The organism is Rhodococcus sp. G-MC3 (assembly GCF_030063335.1).
Taxonomy (GTDB): Bacteria; Actinomycetota; Actinomycetes; order Mycobacteriales; family Mycobacteriaceae; genus Rhodococcoides.
Map to the genome: position 1 here is coordinate 282,448 of NZ_JASISW010000003.1, position 13,902 is coordinate 296,349.

The 13,902-nt window shown below is 61.9% G+C and carries 12 protein-coding genes and 3 pseudogenes; 3 read left to right on the forward strand and 12 right to left on the reverse strand.

The window, feature by feature from the left end; all coding sequences use genetic code 11:
• Positions 1-54: 54 nt before the first annotated feature.
• The 3 genes from QMK17_RS04770 to QMK17_RS04780 are packed head-to-tail and all read right to left on the reverse strand — an operon-like array spanning position 55 to position 4,204.
• A complete protein-coding gene (locus QMK17_RS04770) occupies positions 55-1,665 on the reverse strand; it encodes a flavin-containing monooxygenase (protein WP_283507283.1) in 1,611 nt (536 codons plus the stop codon).
• Positions 1,662-2,558, reverse strand: a complete 897-nt coding sequence (locus tag QMK17_RS04775) for a metal-dependent hydrolase (RefSeq protein WP_283507284.1) — start codon at positions 2,556-2,558, stop codon at positions 1,662-1,664. Before QMK17_RS04775 ends, QMK17_RS04770 begins: the two co-directional genes overlap by 4 nt.
• Before the next feature lie 14 nt (positions 2,559-2,572).
• Entirely contained in the window at positions 2,573-4,204 is a 1,632-nt protein-coding gene (locus QMK17_RS04780; protein WP_283507285.1) for an acyl-CoA dehydrogenase family protein, read from the reverse strand.
• 293 nt (positions 4,205-4,497) lie between these two features.
• Here QMK17_RS04780 and QMK17_RS04785 point away from each other — a divergent pair, with 293 nt between their 5' ends.
• The 3 genes and pseudogenes from QMK17_RS04785 (at position 4,498) to QMK17_RS26450 (ending at position 5,937) form a co-directional block, all read left to right on the forward strand.
• Positions 4,498-4,872, forward strand: a complete 375-nt coding sequence (locus QMK17_RS04785; protein ID WP_283507286.1) for a nitroreductase family deazaflavin-dependent oxidoreductase — start codon at positions 4,498-4,500, stop codon at positions 4,870-4,872.
• A 265-nt stretch (positions 4,873-5,137) separates the two neighbouring features.
• Positions 5,138-5,464 (forward strand): annotated as a pseudogene (locus tag QMK17_RS04790) (IS1380 family transposase); the annotation flags it as partial.
• Between the two features lie 263 nt (positions 5,465-5,727).
• On the forward strand, positions 5,728-5,937 hold the full coding sequence (locus QMK17_RS26450; protein WP_442972688.1) for a helix-turn-helix domain-containing protein: 210 nt from the start codon (positions 5,728-5,730) through the stop codon (positions 5,935-5,937).
• Here the strand turns inward: QMK17_RS26450 and QMK17_RS04795 are convergent.
• The 9 genes and pseudogenes from QMK17_RS04795 to QMK17_RS04835 all read right to left on the reverse strand — a co-directional run.
• Positions 5,880-7,022: an acyl-CoA dehydrogenase family protein gene (locus tag QMK17_RS04795; RefSeq protein ID WP_283507287.1), complete on the reverse strand. Its 1,143-nt coding sequence runs from the start codon at positions 7,020-7,022 to the stop codon at positions 5,880-5,882. The genes QMK17_RS26450 and QMK17_RS04795 overlap by 58 nt on opposite strands.
• A 10-nt stretch (positions 7,023-7,032) precedes the next feature.
• Entirely contained in the window at positions 7,033-7,938 is a 906-nt protein-coding gene (locus QMK17_RS04800) for an SDR family NAD(P)-dependent oxidoreductase (RefSeq protein ID WP_283507288.1), read from the reverse strand.
• Between the two features lie 205 nt (positions 7,939-8,143).
• The gene (locus QMK17_RS04805; RefSeq protein ID WP_283507289.1) at positions 8,144-9,238 is read right to left on the reverse strand and encodes an alpha/beta hydrolase; all 1,095 of its coding nucleotides are present in this window, start codon (positions 9,236-9,238) and stop codon (positions 8,144-8,146) included.
• A gap of 78 nt (positions 9,239-9,316) precedes the next feature.
• A pseudogene (locus QMK17_RS04810) lies at positions 9,317-9,730 on the reverse strand (NAD(P)/FAD-dependent oxidoreductase); the annotation flags it as partial.
• A 156-nt stretch (positions 9,731-9,886) separates the two neighbouring features.
• Positions 9,887-10,504 carry a class I SAM-dependent methyltransferase gene (locus tag QMK17_RS04815; RefSeq protein WP_283507290.1) on the reverse strand — a complete coding sequence of 206 codons (618 nt, stop codon included), beginning with the start codon at positions 10,502-10,504 and terminating at the stop codon, positions 9,887-9,889.
• Positions 10,505-10,834: 330 nt separating this feature from the next.
• Positions 10,835-11,764 carry a patatin-like phospholipase family protein gene (locus QMK17_RS04820; RefSeq protein WP_283507291.1) on the reverse strand — a complete coding sequence of 310 codons (930 nt, stop codon included), beginning with the start codon at positions 11,762-11,764 and terminating at the stop codon, positions 10,835-10,837.
• On the reverse strand, positions 11,761-12,327 hold the full coding sequence (locus QMK17_RS04825; RefSeq protein WP_283507292.1) for a hypothetical protein: 567 nt from the start codon (positions 12,325-12,327) through the stop codon (positions 11,761-11,763). The genes QMK17_RS04820 and QMK17_RS04825 overlap by 4 nt, the downstream gene beginning before the upstream one ends.
• Positions 12,328-12,915: 588 nt before the next feature.
• On the reverse strand, positions 12,916-13,662 hold the full coding sequence (locus QMK17_RS04830; RefSeq protein WP_283507293.1) for an acetoacetate decarboxylase family protein: 747 nt from the start codon (positions 13,660-13,662) through the stop codon (positions 12,916-12,918).
• A 92-nt stretch (positions 13,663-13,754) separates the two neighbouring features.
• Positions 13,755-13,874: pseudogene (locus tag QMK17_RS04835) on the reverse strand (transposase); the annotation flags it as partial.
• Positions 13,875-13,902: the final 28 nt, after the last annotated feature.

Here is a 13,902-nt window from a genome sequence, read left to right on the forward strand (position 1 = left end):
GTAGAAACCGAGCCTGGGCGCCCGAGCCCGCCGGTGGGCAGCCGGTAGCGCCGTTCAGGGCGCATCGGTTGTCGTAGCGCGGTGGGCGGACCGGACAATCGGGTCCGTCACGGTGTCGAATCGATAGTCCGACAACGGGAAGTGGTTGCTGCGCCATTTCACATACAACGTGGGTTCGAGTCGGCCCAGTCTGGTTTTGCCCGCCGCATTGAAGTAGTAGCTGTTAGCGGAGGCGCAGTCACCCCGGAACCAGACCGTGTTCTGCGCGGTTGAGTCCATCTTCTCGACGAACCGGCGTTGGGCGTGTGGCTTCACCTCAAAGGTCACTGCGTCGCGTTTGCGCATTTCGGTGACGATGCGGCCGATGTGCGCCATTTGGGATTCGGCCTGATAGAAGAACGACAAACCAGTGAACGATAACGGGTTGTTCAATCCGAACATGTTCGGATACCCAGCAACGGTAATGCCGTCGTAGGACTCGTAACCGTGTTCGCGCCAGAACGCACCCTGCTCGACGCCATCGCGTCCATATATCGGGAAGGCCGGAAAATTGCCCTCTTCCTGCAGCTTGAACCCGGTCGCCAAGACGAGAACGTCGACCTCGGTTTTGCGACCATCTTCGGCGACGATGCCGGTCGCACAGACGTGATCGATGGGTGCGGTGACCAGCTCGACATTCGCGCGGTTGAACGCAGCGAAATACGTGTTCGAGAACGTCGGACGTTTGCAGAAGAAGTTGTAATCCGGGGTCAGCGCGTCCCGCACCGAAGGATCGCGCACCTGTAGCCGTAGATGCGCCTTGGAGACCGACTCCAAGGATTGCAGAATCCACGGTGCTTGGTGGAAATACAGCAGTCCGCTCGCGATGTATTCGATGAACACGCCGTTGGCGGCACGGGCCACTTTCTGCGTCGCTGGGACAGCCCGGAACAGCCGCCGGACGACCTTCGGGATCGGCAGATCCGGTTTAGGCGTCACCCAGATCGGGGTCCGCTGAAATACGGTCACCTGCGCCGCGGTTTCGGCTACCACAGGGATGGCTTGTACCGCGGTGGCACCGGTGCCGATGAAGGCCACCCGTTTGCCGGTCAGGTCGCAGGACTTCGGCCAGCGGGAGGTGTGAATCACCTCGCCCTGGTAGTCGTCCAGGCCTGGGATGTTCGGCTTCTTGGGTTGCGACAGAATTCCGGTCGCAACGATCACGATCCGGGCGGTCATCGACCGGTCGCCGGAAATCTCGAGGGTCCAGAACTGGCCGAGTTCGTCCCACCGTGCCCCGATCACGTTGGTGTCGTGGCGGATGTGGCGGCGCAGGTCGTATTTGTCGGCCACATGATCGGCGTACTGCTTCAACTCTGCTCCGGGCGCGTAGACCCGAGTCCAGTCTGGGTTCGGTTCGAACGAAAAGGAGTAGGTCGCCGAGGCGATATCGACCGCCGCCCCCGGGTAGGTATTAGTGTGCCAGGTGCCGCCGACACCGGTGTCGCGGTCGAGGATGACGAAGTCCTCGATCCCGAGGCGGGCGCACTGGATGCCTGCGCCGAGGCCGCCGAAGCCGGCGCCCACGATGATCACCTCGTGATCGACCGGCTCGGGCGCCAACGCAGCTCGCGCCTCGGCGAACTCGTCGGCGGTAGGTGTGCCCGTCGGCCCGTTGCTGCTCATGCGTTGGTCCTTTGCCCGTCGTCGACTATCTGCAGCTTCGTGCGCCAGTACTGTTCGAGATGCCGCGTCGGGGAATGATTCGGGTGAAAACCGGGGCGGTAGTACTGCAGGTACCCCTTTACCATTGGCACCGTCCACCGGCGCGCGATCGTCGACAATCCGGTGCGCCAGCCCGCCAGGTTGCTCAGTTGGCCGTGCGCGGCGATCAACCGGAACGCCGGCAGTAGTGCCGCGATGAAGACCGGACCGGTGTATGCGGCCATAATCGCGATCCGCTCGATTTCCGATCCGCCGATTTCTTTGTAGGCGTCGAAGACTACGGCCTTGTGTTCACATTCCTCGATGCCGTGCCACACCAGCATCTGTTTGGCTTTGCTTTCGGGAATCGAGTCGATGAACTCGATGTCCGCCAGGATGACCTCGGCGATGAAGCCGGTGAAGTGCTCTGTCGCCGCCGTGAATCCGGCACGTTGCCGTGCTGAGCCGTGCCTTCCGATGTACTGCCACAACGCGTTGATCTCGCGGCAGATCGTGGCGTTGTCGAGGCCTACCAGTCCCGCGAGGTATTTGTTGGCCCTGGAATGCTCAGTGGCATGTTGGGCTTCCTGTCGTACGAACATGTCGATCTCGGCTCGCAACTGCGGATCTTCGATACGATCCTGCACCGACTTCGCCGCTGCAATCATAAAACGTTCTCCCGGTGGGAAGAACATCGAGATTCCGCAAAAGAGTTGGGCAATCATTGGATTGCCGGGTATGAGCGCATCGGGAGCGAGACCGACATCGCGGTAGTCGTTGCCGATTTTGCGGACCGGGAAACCCGCCGAGGTGCGACGGATGACACGCGGTAGTTTTGAAGCCTCGGCGTTTGCGGCCCGTTCAGTTGTGGTCATGGGTAGTGGTCCCTTCAGGACAGTTTGACAGCGGCGCGTTCGATGACCGGTCCGAGATCGAGTCCGGTGGGCAGGGTGCCGTAGGCGTTGCCCCAGCGGCCATCGAGTCGGGTGGCGCAGAACACCTCGGTCACTGCGGGGTGTCCGTGGCGCAGCAACAACGCGGCTTGCAATGCCACGGTGATGTTTTCGGCGATGCTGCGGGCCCGATGCTCGATGGCGTCGTAGTCGCCGAGGCTGTTCTTCAACGCGGCAACATGGGTGTCGAACCGGGTGTCCATGCCGCGGGCGAGGTCGAGTTCATCGAAGAGTACTGGGACAGTTTCGGGCTTGGTGGCCATCGCGCGCAGGGTGTCGAGCGCGGACACATTGCCCGTTCCTTCCCAGATGCCGCCTAATGGTGCCTCGCGGTACAGCCGGGCCATTCCGAAGTCTTCGATGTAGCCGTTTCCGCCGAGGCATTCCATCGCCTCGGCAGCATGCCGCGGCACCCCTTTACACACCCAGTACTTGCCGGCTGCCAGCCCGATTCGTCGTAGCAGCGCCTCGGATTCGTCGCCGCGGGTGGCTCGGTCGGTTGCGCCGGCCATCCGCATCGCCACGATCGTGGATGCTTCGGCTTCCACGGCGAGGTCGGCGATCACGTTGCGCATCAACGGTTGATCGATCAGATACTCGCCGAACGCCTTGCGGTGGGTGATGTGATGCATGGCAGCGGCCACACCGCTGCGCATCATGGTCGCCGCGTTCAGTGTGCAATCCAGCCGGGTGAGGTTGACCATCTCGATGATGGTGCGTACTCCGCGGCCCTCCGGCCCGACCTGCCACACCTGTGCGCCGTCGTACTCTACCTCCGAGGATGCGTTGGACTTGTTGCCGAGTTTGTCCTTGAGTCTTTGCAGATGCATCCGGTTGCGGGTGCCGTCGGGCAGGATCTTCGGCAGCAAGAAACATGTCAGCCCTCCGGGGGCCTGGGCGAGTACCAGGAACAGGTCGCACATCGGTGCCGAGGTGAACCACTTGTGTCCGGTCAACGAGTAGGAACCGTCCGCATTCGGAGTGGCGACGCTCGTTCCCGCCCGTACATCCGATCCGCCCTGCTTCTCGGTCATCGACATTCCGGCGGTGAGGCCTCGTTTGGCCAGTGCGGGCGCCACGCTCGGGTCGTAGTGCCGGTTCGTCAGCAGGGGCTCGTACATCGCCGCCAGGGCCGGCTCAGCCCGCAATGCCGGTACCACCGCATAGGTCATCGAGATCGGGCACGAGTGGCCGGCGTCGACAGACCAGACCGACATCTTCGCTGCCCGTGCCACGTGTGCGCCGATCCGATCCTGGGCCCAGGGTGCACCGTGCAATCCGCTCTCCACGGCGACACTCATCAGCCGGTGGTACTCGGGGGCGTATTCCACCTCATCGATCCGGTGACCGAACTGGTCGTGGGTGCGCAGAATCGGCGCGTTTCGTTCGGCCGCGACCGCGCACGCCACCATCTCCTCGGACCCTGCCAGCGCGCCGAGTGCACTCACCTCCGCTTCGGCCCAGCCGCCGCCCTCCCGGTGCAACGCCTCGAGCAGCACCGGGCTTTGCGCGGTGTTATGTCCGACGAACGGCGGAACCTGGTTATCGACTACGTGCGTATCCGGCATGCAATGCCTCCGGCTCAGAGTGATTGTGACTGTCTGTCACATGTACATTGCCCGACACATTACATGTGAACAGCGATTGTGGGAAGATATGTAATGCGTGACCGACGGGAGCGACCGCCGCGACAAGATGTGACACCACAGATCCCTCATCGTTCCCGACCCAGAAAGTCAGCAACCATGACCCGATTACGTGACGCCACGACCCGCAATCTCACCGTGCTCGTGGTCGGCGCCTTGCTCGCCCGCTGCCGTCGCGCCGACCTTCACACCCTCTGACCGAAAGTGCAGGACTCATGCAACTCCCACGCCGACTCGCGCTGTTCAACAAGTACGTCAACAACCGGGTGCAGAAGAGCTGGGCGTGGCTGATACCACCCTGGGCGATCATCATCCACCAGGGACGAACTTCCGGTCGGGAATACCGGACCCCGGTCCTCGCGTGGCGCAGCCGCGGCCGGATCGTGGTCGCTCTTCACTACGGCGCGCACTCCGATTGGGTTCGCAACGTTATGCATCACCAGAGTGCGTCGATCCAACGACTGGGGCGCACCGCCGTACTCGTCGCCCCTCGGATCGTGGACCCCGCCACCACCGATGAATTCGGGCCCGTTCTTCGACTGCTGGTCCGACCGGCCGAACACGCCCTCGTCGCCGACCTCTCGCATTGATCGACCACCAACCATGGGGACCGCCTACACACCACGATGGGCTAACGACCTCGGCCGCTCGGTGCTGCCCTCAACCCTATTTCTACCCGTGACGGACCATCCGTTCGCTCGCGGGTAACCTCAATTCTGCGTGAAATTGGGTGCGGCATATGCCTTGAATGGGTGAAAGTGCCTGGCCTGCAAGGAATAGTGAGACTTCTCAACGGTCCATGATTCCAAATAGGAAGGCACTCTCAGGGTGAAAAGTGTCGCAGCACGTTCTCGGCCGGCAGTTTCCGCGGACGGTAGAGGTGTCGTGTCGGACGCCGGGGTAGGTCAGTTGCGTGAGGTCGCCGACCTGACCGGGCCGGGCACCCGAATGGTCCTGCGTAAGGAACGCGCGCACCCCGGTGCACAAGTACGCTCCACCGACTCCGACGGGCATCGCGTCACCGCCTTCATCACCGACACCCCCGCCCGGGTCGTGGCCGGTCAACTCCCCGGACTCGAACTGCGCCACCGCCAGCATGCCCGCGTTGAGGACCGGATCCGCCAAGCCAAAGCGAGCAGGCTGCGTAACCTTCCGTTCCACTGCTTCGATTCCAACGCCGCCTGACTCGAAATCATCATGGCAGTAACCGATCTGGTGGGCGAAAGCGATTGCCACCGCCTGGACCCGGATCCGCGCCGCGGTCACCTAACCCAGAATTCCTGACCGAACGAGACGAAAGACCCCGGCCCGGACAGCCCGCCCCCCGACGCGACACCGGCCGACCTGTCATACCCATCCGCCACAATCAACACCAACAGTCGGCCAGAACGGCGAATCACGGTCAGACGAGGCCGCACGCAAAATCGAGACCCGAGAAGGTGAATGTGAACACCGATGCGGCATATATCGAATTCAGCTCGCGCGGATTCGATGCGACGACCATACCGAAGGTGGCGCAACATGCAGCGGTTGAGCGAGGCACGATCTACCGGTTTTGCGGCAGCAAAGAACAAATACTTGGCTGGTACGTGGAGCGTTACAAATCAAGCGAGCGCCCCACGATTTCCTTCATGATTTCGGTGGTGCCACCGTAAATGGTTTGAAACCGGGTGTTGATGTAATCCTGTGCCGCATCGTATTCCGACATCAACCCGTATCCACCGTGCAATTGAACGCAGGCATCGATCACCTTCTTCTGCAGTTCCGTGGTCCACCACTTGGCTTTGGCTGCATCGGGAACGGTCAGCCGTTTCTGTGTGAGTAGTTCGACGCACCGGTCAATATAGGTCCGCGCAATAGTGGCCTCGGTTGCCAGCTCCGCCAGCACGAATCGTGTGTTCTGAAATGATCCGACTGAACGACCGAACGCCTTGCGGTCCTTGCAGTAGGTGATCGTGTCCGCCAACGCCTGTTCGATCGCTGCCACCGCGACGACGGCAATAGCCAGTCGCTCTTGGGGCAACGCCTCCATCAGATATATGAAACCCTGGTTCTCTTCGCCGAGTAGGTTGGTCTTCGGCACGCGGACGTCGCGGAAGAACAATTCCGCGGTATCTTGTGCTTTCAAGCCGATCTTGTTCAGACTGCGGCCGCGTTCAAATCCCGGCATCCCTCGCTCGAGGACGAGCAAGCTCGTTCCGTTTGCCCCCGCGCCAGAGTCCGTTTTGACGACGACGATCACCAGATCAGCGTTGATTCCGTTGGTAATGAAAATTTTCGATCCGTTGACGACGTAATCCTGTCCGTCGGCAACGGCCCTCGTGGTGATGCCCTGAAGATCGCTGCCCGCGCCGGGCTCGCTCATCGCGATCGCCGTGATGGTCTCTCCGGAACAGAATCCCGGAAGCCAGCGCTCCCGCTGCTCGTGATTGCAGTACTTCAGAAGGTATGGCTGGACCAAGTCGTTGTGGACGATGAATCCGGGTCCGTGGACTCGCGCTTTCGTCAACTCTTCGTTGATGATTGCATTGAATCGAAAATCGTCTTGCCCCCCGCCGCCGTACTCCTCAGGTGCCGCCGTTGCCAAGAGGCCTGCGGAGCCGGCCTTCTTCCATAGCTCACGGGGCACGATTCCGTCGGCCACCCACTGCTTGTGGTGTGGCACGCATTCCTTCTCGGCGAAGGCACGGACTGTCTCGCGAAATTGCCGGTACTCGAGTGCTTCCGGTTCTCGATACATTTCCTTGCTCCTATTCTTGTGCGAGCAGCGGCAGCAGCGCCGTGAGCTCGTCGGCGGTGGACAATGGCACCGTGTAGCCGTCGCGGTTCTCGATCTCGTCGAGATGGACCAGGATGTCCTCGGCGCTGGGAACAACACCCTTCCCCGCGTACCACCCTTGCGTGAGTCCGGTGAATACCCGTGCGTACCGACCACCAACTGCGGAGAAACACTCGTGCGTCAGCTCGCATGCTGCGCTCGCGAGGAATACCACCATCGGTGTGACCAATTCGGGCGCGACCTGATCGGCGAAATGACCCAGGAGGTCCTCGGTCATCCGGGTGCGTGCGACGGGCATGATCACGTTGCTGGTGATCCCCGACTTGGCGCCCTCGATGGCGAGCACGTTCGATAAGCCGACGAGGCCCGCCTTTGCCGCACCATAATTCGACTGACCGAAGTTGCCGAACACTCCGGCATTCGAAGAGGTGAACACGAACCGGCCGTATTTGCTGTCCTTCATGTGTATAAAGGCTGGTTTGCTGACGTAGAACGCGCCCCGCAAATGCACATCGAGAACCGCATCGAGATCTGCCCAGTCCAGTTTCACCAGGGACTTGTCCCGCAGGATTCCCGCGTTGTGCACGACGACGTCGACCCGTCCGAACGCCGCAATCGCGGCGTCGACGACCGCTGCTCCGCCTTCGGGCGTCGCGATGCTGTCCAACGACGCCACCGCCCGACCACCGTTGGCCACTATTTCCTCGACCACCCGGCTCGCTGGTACATCGGATCCGCCGGCGCCGGCAACGGAGCCACCGGCATCATTGACGACGACAGCCGCACCGCGGCGCGCAAATTCCAACGCGTACTGCCGGCCCAACCCGCCGCCTGCTCCCGTGACGATGACCGTTTGATCGCCGAATTCGAGTGACATTGCAATCCTTTTCTTGAGTGGTATTTGACGTGCGCGGATTCCTGGCGAAGCCAGCTGCGTTCAGGCTCCAGGATCCTGAGGTGTGCTGAATTGGGCTCGCGTGTAGTCACCGAAAGGCTCGACCCGTTCGCGGACGACTACATGGAATCGGCTGTTGCAGAACGTAATGGAAGGCGTATCCCTCCGGTGTGTGCCATGACACAGTCTAGCCGTTACCCCTGACGTCGATCGATTCGGACCGGCGTGTGTCCAGCAACGCTGCGGCACGCTCGGCGGGCATCGGGGTGTCGAGTGTTCGCTGTACGAATGCGCCGATCTCGGCGATCGCGTCGCGGGCGTCTGGAAGCAGATCGGCGGCAACCTGGAAGACGTGAAAGGCGTTATCCCAGATCTGAAGCGTGAGCGGGACAGCGGCTTCGGCGCAACGAGCGGCCAGGGTTTCGGCGTCCGGCAGCAGGACTTCGGTCGAGGACACGTGGATCAGCGTCGGGGGGAGCCCGGTGAAGTTGCCGTTGACCGGCGACCATGACGGATCGAGTTCGCCGTCGATGGCGATACCCCATTGTGCGGGCAACGCGTAGCCATCGGCCGAGACAAGCGCATCGGTCCGGTTGTTCGGATGTGTCTGCCGAATCGTCGAGTCGTAGTTCGCCCACGGCGAGAGCGCGACGATCGCGCCCGGCATCGGCAACCCACGATCGCGTGCGGCCATCGCCAATGAGAACGACAACCCGCCCCCGGCCGAGTCGCCCATCACGACGATCCGTTCGGCCATGAATCCCTGGTCCAACAAATACCTATAGGCCTCGACGCAGTCCTCGAGTGTCTCGGTGACGTGGGCAGCGGGGATCTGCCGGTAGTCGACGTTCAATAGGGGAACACCGCCGGTGCGGGCGATACGCGCGACCAACCGGCGGTGCGAGTTCAACCCGCATGCGAGGAGTCCGCCGCCGTGGAAGTAGATGATCGCCGCGCGCTGTTCGCTGTTGGGATCGGCGACCGTTCGGTCCCACACCCATTCCGCGCGGAACTTCGGAAAGTCGACCGTGCGCAGTCGGGTCCCCCGCCGCGGGCGCAACGGCCACAACAGGTGGTCGACCCGAGTGCTGATCGCGAGCGCTACCCGTGGGTTGAGCATGTCGTGGCGATCGCCCCATACCGCTGCGTCGAGGCCCTTCCGCACGGTCGCGTGGAGCACGGCGTGGGCGATGCGCAGCCGACGACTCGCACGGCGGGGCAGGTCCGCGACAACGGTGTCACGTATCGGAGCGACGGCTGACAAGCAGGGGGGAGTTGTCATTGCTGGCCCTTCACATCGTTGTGAATATCGGCGAATGAATAGTGGACGTGTCTGTTACTGCCGATGTGCGCGATATCTTCAGGCGGATACAGAAGCCGTTTCCGGCTCGACCTTCTGGTGCGCGCCCTCGTACCGATAGTCATCGAGTGGGAACTTGCGGTGCCCCCGGCTGGCCTCGAAGAATCCCGACGGCCGTAGATACGTGGTGTCGCCTTGGGAGTTGCGGTAATAGGTCGGGACATGGCCGTTGAGTTCAGCGAGGTAGTAGCGTTGGGATTCGCCTTGGCGATAAATCTTTTCGTGATACGCGGTGGCGGCTTCCTTGCGGATTTCGCAGACGTCGGCGCCGCGACGGCGTGTCTCTGTGATGGCCCGGATCGCGTGGTCGGCGGTCATTTCGACGAAGGAATGCCAGCCGGATCCAGTCCATGAATACGGCCCGCATAGGGTCCAGTGGTTGGGCAGCCCGTATACCGACACACTCTCGGGCGCCAACACGGTGAACATGCCGTCCCGACCTGCATGTTCACTTGTTGACATCCACAATTTTACAGTCGATTTCATCTCGAGTTCAGCATCGTGCCAGTGGTGGGCCTCCAGGAGTGTCACCGGCGATCACGTCAGTGTCAGCAGGCTCGATCAGTTGACTTACCGAATGTTTTTGCGTGCGCTGATGAACTGTGACATGCCCCGGACTTCTTGCTCGATGTCGTGGAATCCGGCGTCCGACAGTACGGAGGTGAGCTCGTCGCGGTGGAATCCGCGAAGTCCGATCAGTCTTCCCGCCACACCGGAAATCCGACGAACGGTCGTAGGTCCGCGGAAGCAGCTCGTCATCAGTGCGAATCGGCCACCAGGTTTGAGCACCCTGATCATTTCGTCCACCACCGCGAACGGCTCGGGTACCAAATATAGCGCCGCGAAGCAGCAAGCCGCGTCGAAGGATTCATCATCGAACGGCAGGGATCGGGCATCGCCTCGGATATACCCGACCTGTGCGCCTGAGTTGTCGGCAATTGCCTTTGCGAGCATAGGCGTCGAGAAGTCGAGACCGACCGCCAGCCCCTCGGTGCCGAGTTGCTCACCCAGGAATTTCGTGAAGTTGCCTGGGCCGCAAGCTACATCGAGTAGGCGATCTGAGCCAGCCAGATGCAGCGCCGTGCTGGCGCGATCCAATTCCGCATTCCTGGTGAGCCCAGTCGCCAGCAGTGCACCGCCCTGTCGCCAGGGCCCCTCATAGATTGCTGCCACCAGGGGGCTGTTCATCGCCCACTGTGCGGCTCGTGGGCGGTTATCTGGCGAAGGGGGCAACAAATCTAGGTAGCCACCTGACTGGTCGCCGACGAGTGTGTTCGGACTGATCAAATCTCTGATCCGGTCTGAAGTTGTTACCATGCTTGATCGTCTCCTCTTTGGGGGTTCTGGGCAAAATCGCGCAGGTGGGTATGGAAGAAAGCTGCGACCCGATCCCATGCGCGAGCCTCGCCATCGGGGTAGTTGATTGGAAAAGCTGTGCCCCACTCCGGCGTAGCTCCTGATGTAATGCGTGACAGCGCTCGTTTCCAATACCTGCCGGCGGCGCTTCGCTTCGCCGGACTATGAATCCTCGCTGATCGTCAGCGCTTTCCGTACCGTCGTTGGGGCACTGATCATTGCTGCCTCGAACGCGGCGCGACGGTGACCACGATTCATAAAGTTTGCGCCGAGGCCTGCCAGGTCAGCACGTGAGGCGAGGATCGGCACGACGTGCATTCCGCGTTTACGTGCAGTTGCGATCTCGGTCGCGAGCACGCGACTCATCGGGCGCCGCAACAGAACTTGTTCGGTGACGCCGGCAACTCCGGGGGCGCGACACCCGGCGGGCGATGCCATCGGGGCGATCACGAACACCGTGTCGGCATCAGCCGCATTGATCAGGTCGACCGATGCGGTGGATGCGACACCACCGTCGACGAATCTGCGATCACCGATCGCAACGGGTGGCATCCATCCGGGTACTGCCCACGATGCGCGCAGTGCCTCTCCAGCCGTCGCGGACGGCGCATCAGGGGCGCCGAAGGCCACGCGCTCACCCGCCAGAAAATCAAAAGCCACCATTCGGGTATTCGGGTGTGGTAGCCGGCCAGCGTTGTCGCTGAACGCGTCTGCGAGGTCTTGGAGCCAAGTGGGGTCGCTGCGGCCGATGGGTGCGAGGCCTGTTGCCCGCGCGTGACCGGTGTGCGTCCACAATAGGCGCGGGTTCAGCATTCCTGGCCTTGGGACAAGCGGATAGCTCCGAGGGGTTGCTGCGATGTGCGCTTGTAACCGCACATCGCGTGCGACCCCGCGGTGCATGTCGACGAGTTCCTGCACACCGACACCGCCCGCGAGCATCGTCACCATCTCGGCACCTCCAGAAGTGCCTTGCAACACGTCTGCCTCGCGGGGGTCGATACCGGTCTGTTCGGCGAGAGAATGGAGTACCGCGGCACACCAGGCCGCGCCGATTGTTCCCCCACACCCGATCGCCACCGCGTACTTCGTCATTGGCTTACCTGGCCTGACCTCGAGGACACCGAACGATCGCGCGCGTGTCGATCGGTCCGGTCGAGGTAGTCGCGGCGACCGGCCAAATCAATAGACGTCAATACGCGGTCGTCGATCATGGTGCGAGCGGCGGTCTGTGCGAATTCGGGGCCACGTGCGACAGTCACATCCCACGTAGGCGCCACCCAACAGCGAACCGCGGTTCGTCCTCCCCCAATTCGCAGCGTGGTGAAGGTTCTTGGGCGCGCTATATCGTCGAGTTCGGCCGTCGGTAGTGACCCGCGTAACGCGGCGGCGGAGACCAGCTCGGTCTGTAGCGCTGCAGGCACCTCGTCTGTAAGGGATCGACAAGGTTGCGGGTCCATCACGTCCAGATGCCTTGCTCGGGCTCGCGGTATCGCACCCGCAGCCTCTCCGGCAACTGTGGGGTCGACATCAGCGTTCCACACAGGTGCCCAACGCGTGACGAGAAGTTTTTCGGTGCCAACACTGATCCCGCGCGCACCTCCGGTCGCAATCACAACCGCACTCTCGGCCGATGCCACTCGCCGTCCCAGCTTCATCACACACTCCCGTTGCCCTCGGAGACTCGTCCTCGTACAAATAATTACGCTATGCAGATTGCGGAGGTACGTCAAGTGTTTTGTGGGTGTTGCTGCAGCTGCTGGAACGTGAACCGCACCGGCTTGTCTGAAGGAGACACCTCGGGGCCGACATTTCGCCGATTTCTTTGCAGACAGGCTTTGAGCCAGGTTGACCCTGACCCTCCTGAACGAGGTCTGACGTGCTCAGGTCGACGCCGGCCACCGTCCTGATGTCACCTCCGACGAGGTGGCAGGCATTCGACAACTGGGGACCGAGAGTCGAGAACTGAAGGGGACCAATGAAATATTGGAGACGACGGCGCGACTTCCACGACCAATGCTCAATCGAAATCACAAAAATATTGACGAAGAACTACTCCGCCGACGGGGAGTGTCAGCGCACCTGCCGACTCAGGAGCTGCGAAGCGGGCAGCTCCTGAGAGGGCGCTCGGTCAATGTTGGTGAGATGTTCGCTCTTCGCTGTTCTGCGATCTGGGATGGGTTGGTGACGCCGCGAGAAGGGCAATGTGCGTCGCTAAGTTGTTCCGAGTCAAGCTGTTGGCGCCATCAGAGGGCTCTCAGCCCGAGGTGGCGGGCAAGGAACAGCGGTGCGATCGGGCGGATAGGCAGCGGTGGCAAGAGCGGAGCTGTGATATCGACGCGGTGCAACCGAGCATGAACGACATCGCCGAGCCCCATCTGGTCGAGTGGGTCGCTTTCGGAGCCACCGACTTTGAGGTCGAATTGGACGTCGTGCACGGCGATGGGTCGTTCATTCGGCGTGAACGCGAGCAACATCGGGAGGGGGATGCCGAGTAGCCCGATGACGTTGCGGTGCGGGCGGCCGAGGAACGGCGGCGGGTTGTCGATACGGTCGCCGATGTGGGCGGTCACATCGATGAGTGTCGTGCCGCGACGTTCGGCACTGGCCGAGATTGTGTCACCAGTGTGGTCCCAGCCGATCTGTCCTAGCTTTTTTGGGTATCCGGCGCCTTCTCGGCCGAGGATCAGGGCGGTGTCGTTGTCGACGATCATCCACGGGCAGTGGATCCCGCCGTTGCGAAAACCTGCCTTGACGTGTACGAATAGTCCTGCTTCGAGATAGCCGGGGTGGAACGGGTTGTGTGGGAAGTACGCGACAAACAGGTCGGCTTGCATCTGCTTGGCCAACGTGACTCCGGACGGCAGGTAACGGCGCATCGTCGTCGGGTCTTCGATCTGCATCGTCGCAGACAGGTAGTGCGCGTCGTGATACATCTGTTTCCCCGGGGTTGCGATCCTTAGCGATGCGGCGAGGTCTTGTCGAATGTTCATTAGGGCCTTTCGGGTTGCGGCGCGGTGCGCGCAACTATGTGCGCGCATGGTGTAAATTGGATCGGCGCTCGTGTCGGCGGGCCCGGGCACCGATCCTTCGCAGTGATCACCACCGCCGTCGTCAACCGCAGGAAAGCCGCCGGGTTGGGGAATATCTCCACGACATCGGCGCATCATTTGATTTCCTTGTTGAGCCGCTCGATCGGGTTGTCACCCCCGTTTACCAGTACCGATGTGCGC

Bases quoted from the DNA above. Each gene is read 5' to 3' on its own strand.
- QMK17_RS04795 (WP_283507287.1), bottom strand. From the start codon at position 7,022: ATGTATCGAGAACCGGAAGCACTCGAGTACCGGCAATTTCGCGAGACA.
- QMK17_RS04805 (WP_283507289.1), bottom strand. From the start codon at position 9,238: ATGACAACTCCCCCCTGCTTGTCAGCCGTCGCTCCGATACGTGACACC.
- QMK17_RS04825 (WP_283507292.1), bottom strand. From the start codon at position 12,327: ATGAAGCTGGGACGGCGAGTGGCATCGGCCGAGAGTGCGGTTGTGATT.
- QMK17_RS04830 (WP_283507293.1), bottom strand. From the start codon at position 13,662: ATGAACATTCGACAAGACCTCGCCGCATCGCTAAGGATCGCAACCCCG.
- QMK17_RS04780 (WP_283507285.1), bottom strand. From the start codon at position 4,204: ATGCCGGATACGCACGTAGTCGATAACCAGGTTCCGCCGTTCGTCGGA.
- QMK17_RS04820 (WP_283507291.1), bottom strand. From the start codon at position 11,764: ATGACGAAGTACGCGGTGGCGATCGGGTGTGGGGGAACAATCGGCGCG.
- QMK17_RS04770 (WP_283507283.1), bottom strand. From the start codon at position 1,665: ATGAGCAGCAACGGGCCGACGGGCACACCTACCGCCGACGAGTTCGCC.
- QMK17_RS04800 (WP_283507288.1), bottom strand. From the start codon at position 7,938: ATGTCACTCGAATTCGGCGATCAAACGGTCATCGTCACGGGAGCAGGC.
- QMK17_RS04815 (WP_283507290.1), bottom strand. From the start codon at position 10,504: ATGAACAGCCCCCTGGTGGCAGCAATCTATGAGGGGCCCTGGCGACAG.
- QMK17_RS04775 (WP_283507284.1), bottom strand. From the start codon at position 2,558: ATGACCACAACTGAACGGGCCGCAAACGCCGAGGCTTCAAAACTACCG.
- QMK17_RS04785 (WP_283507286.1), top strand. From the start codon at position 4,498: ATGCAACTCCCACGCCGACTCGCGCTGTTCAACAAGTACGTCAACAAC.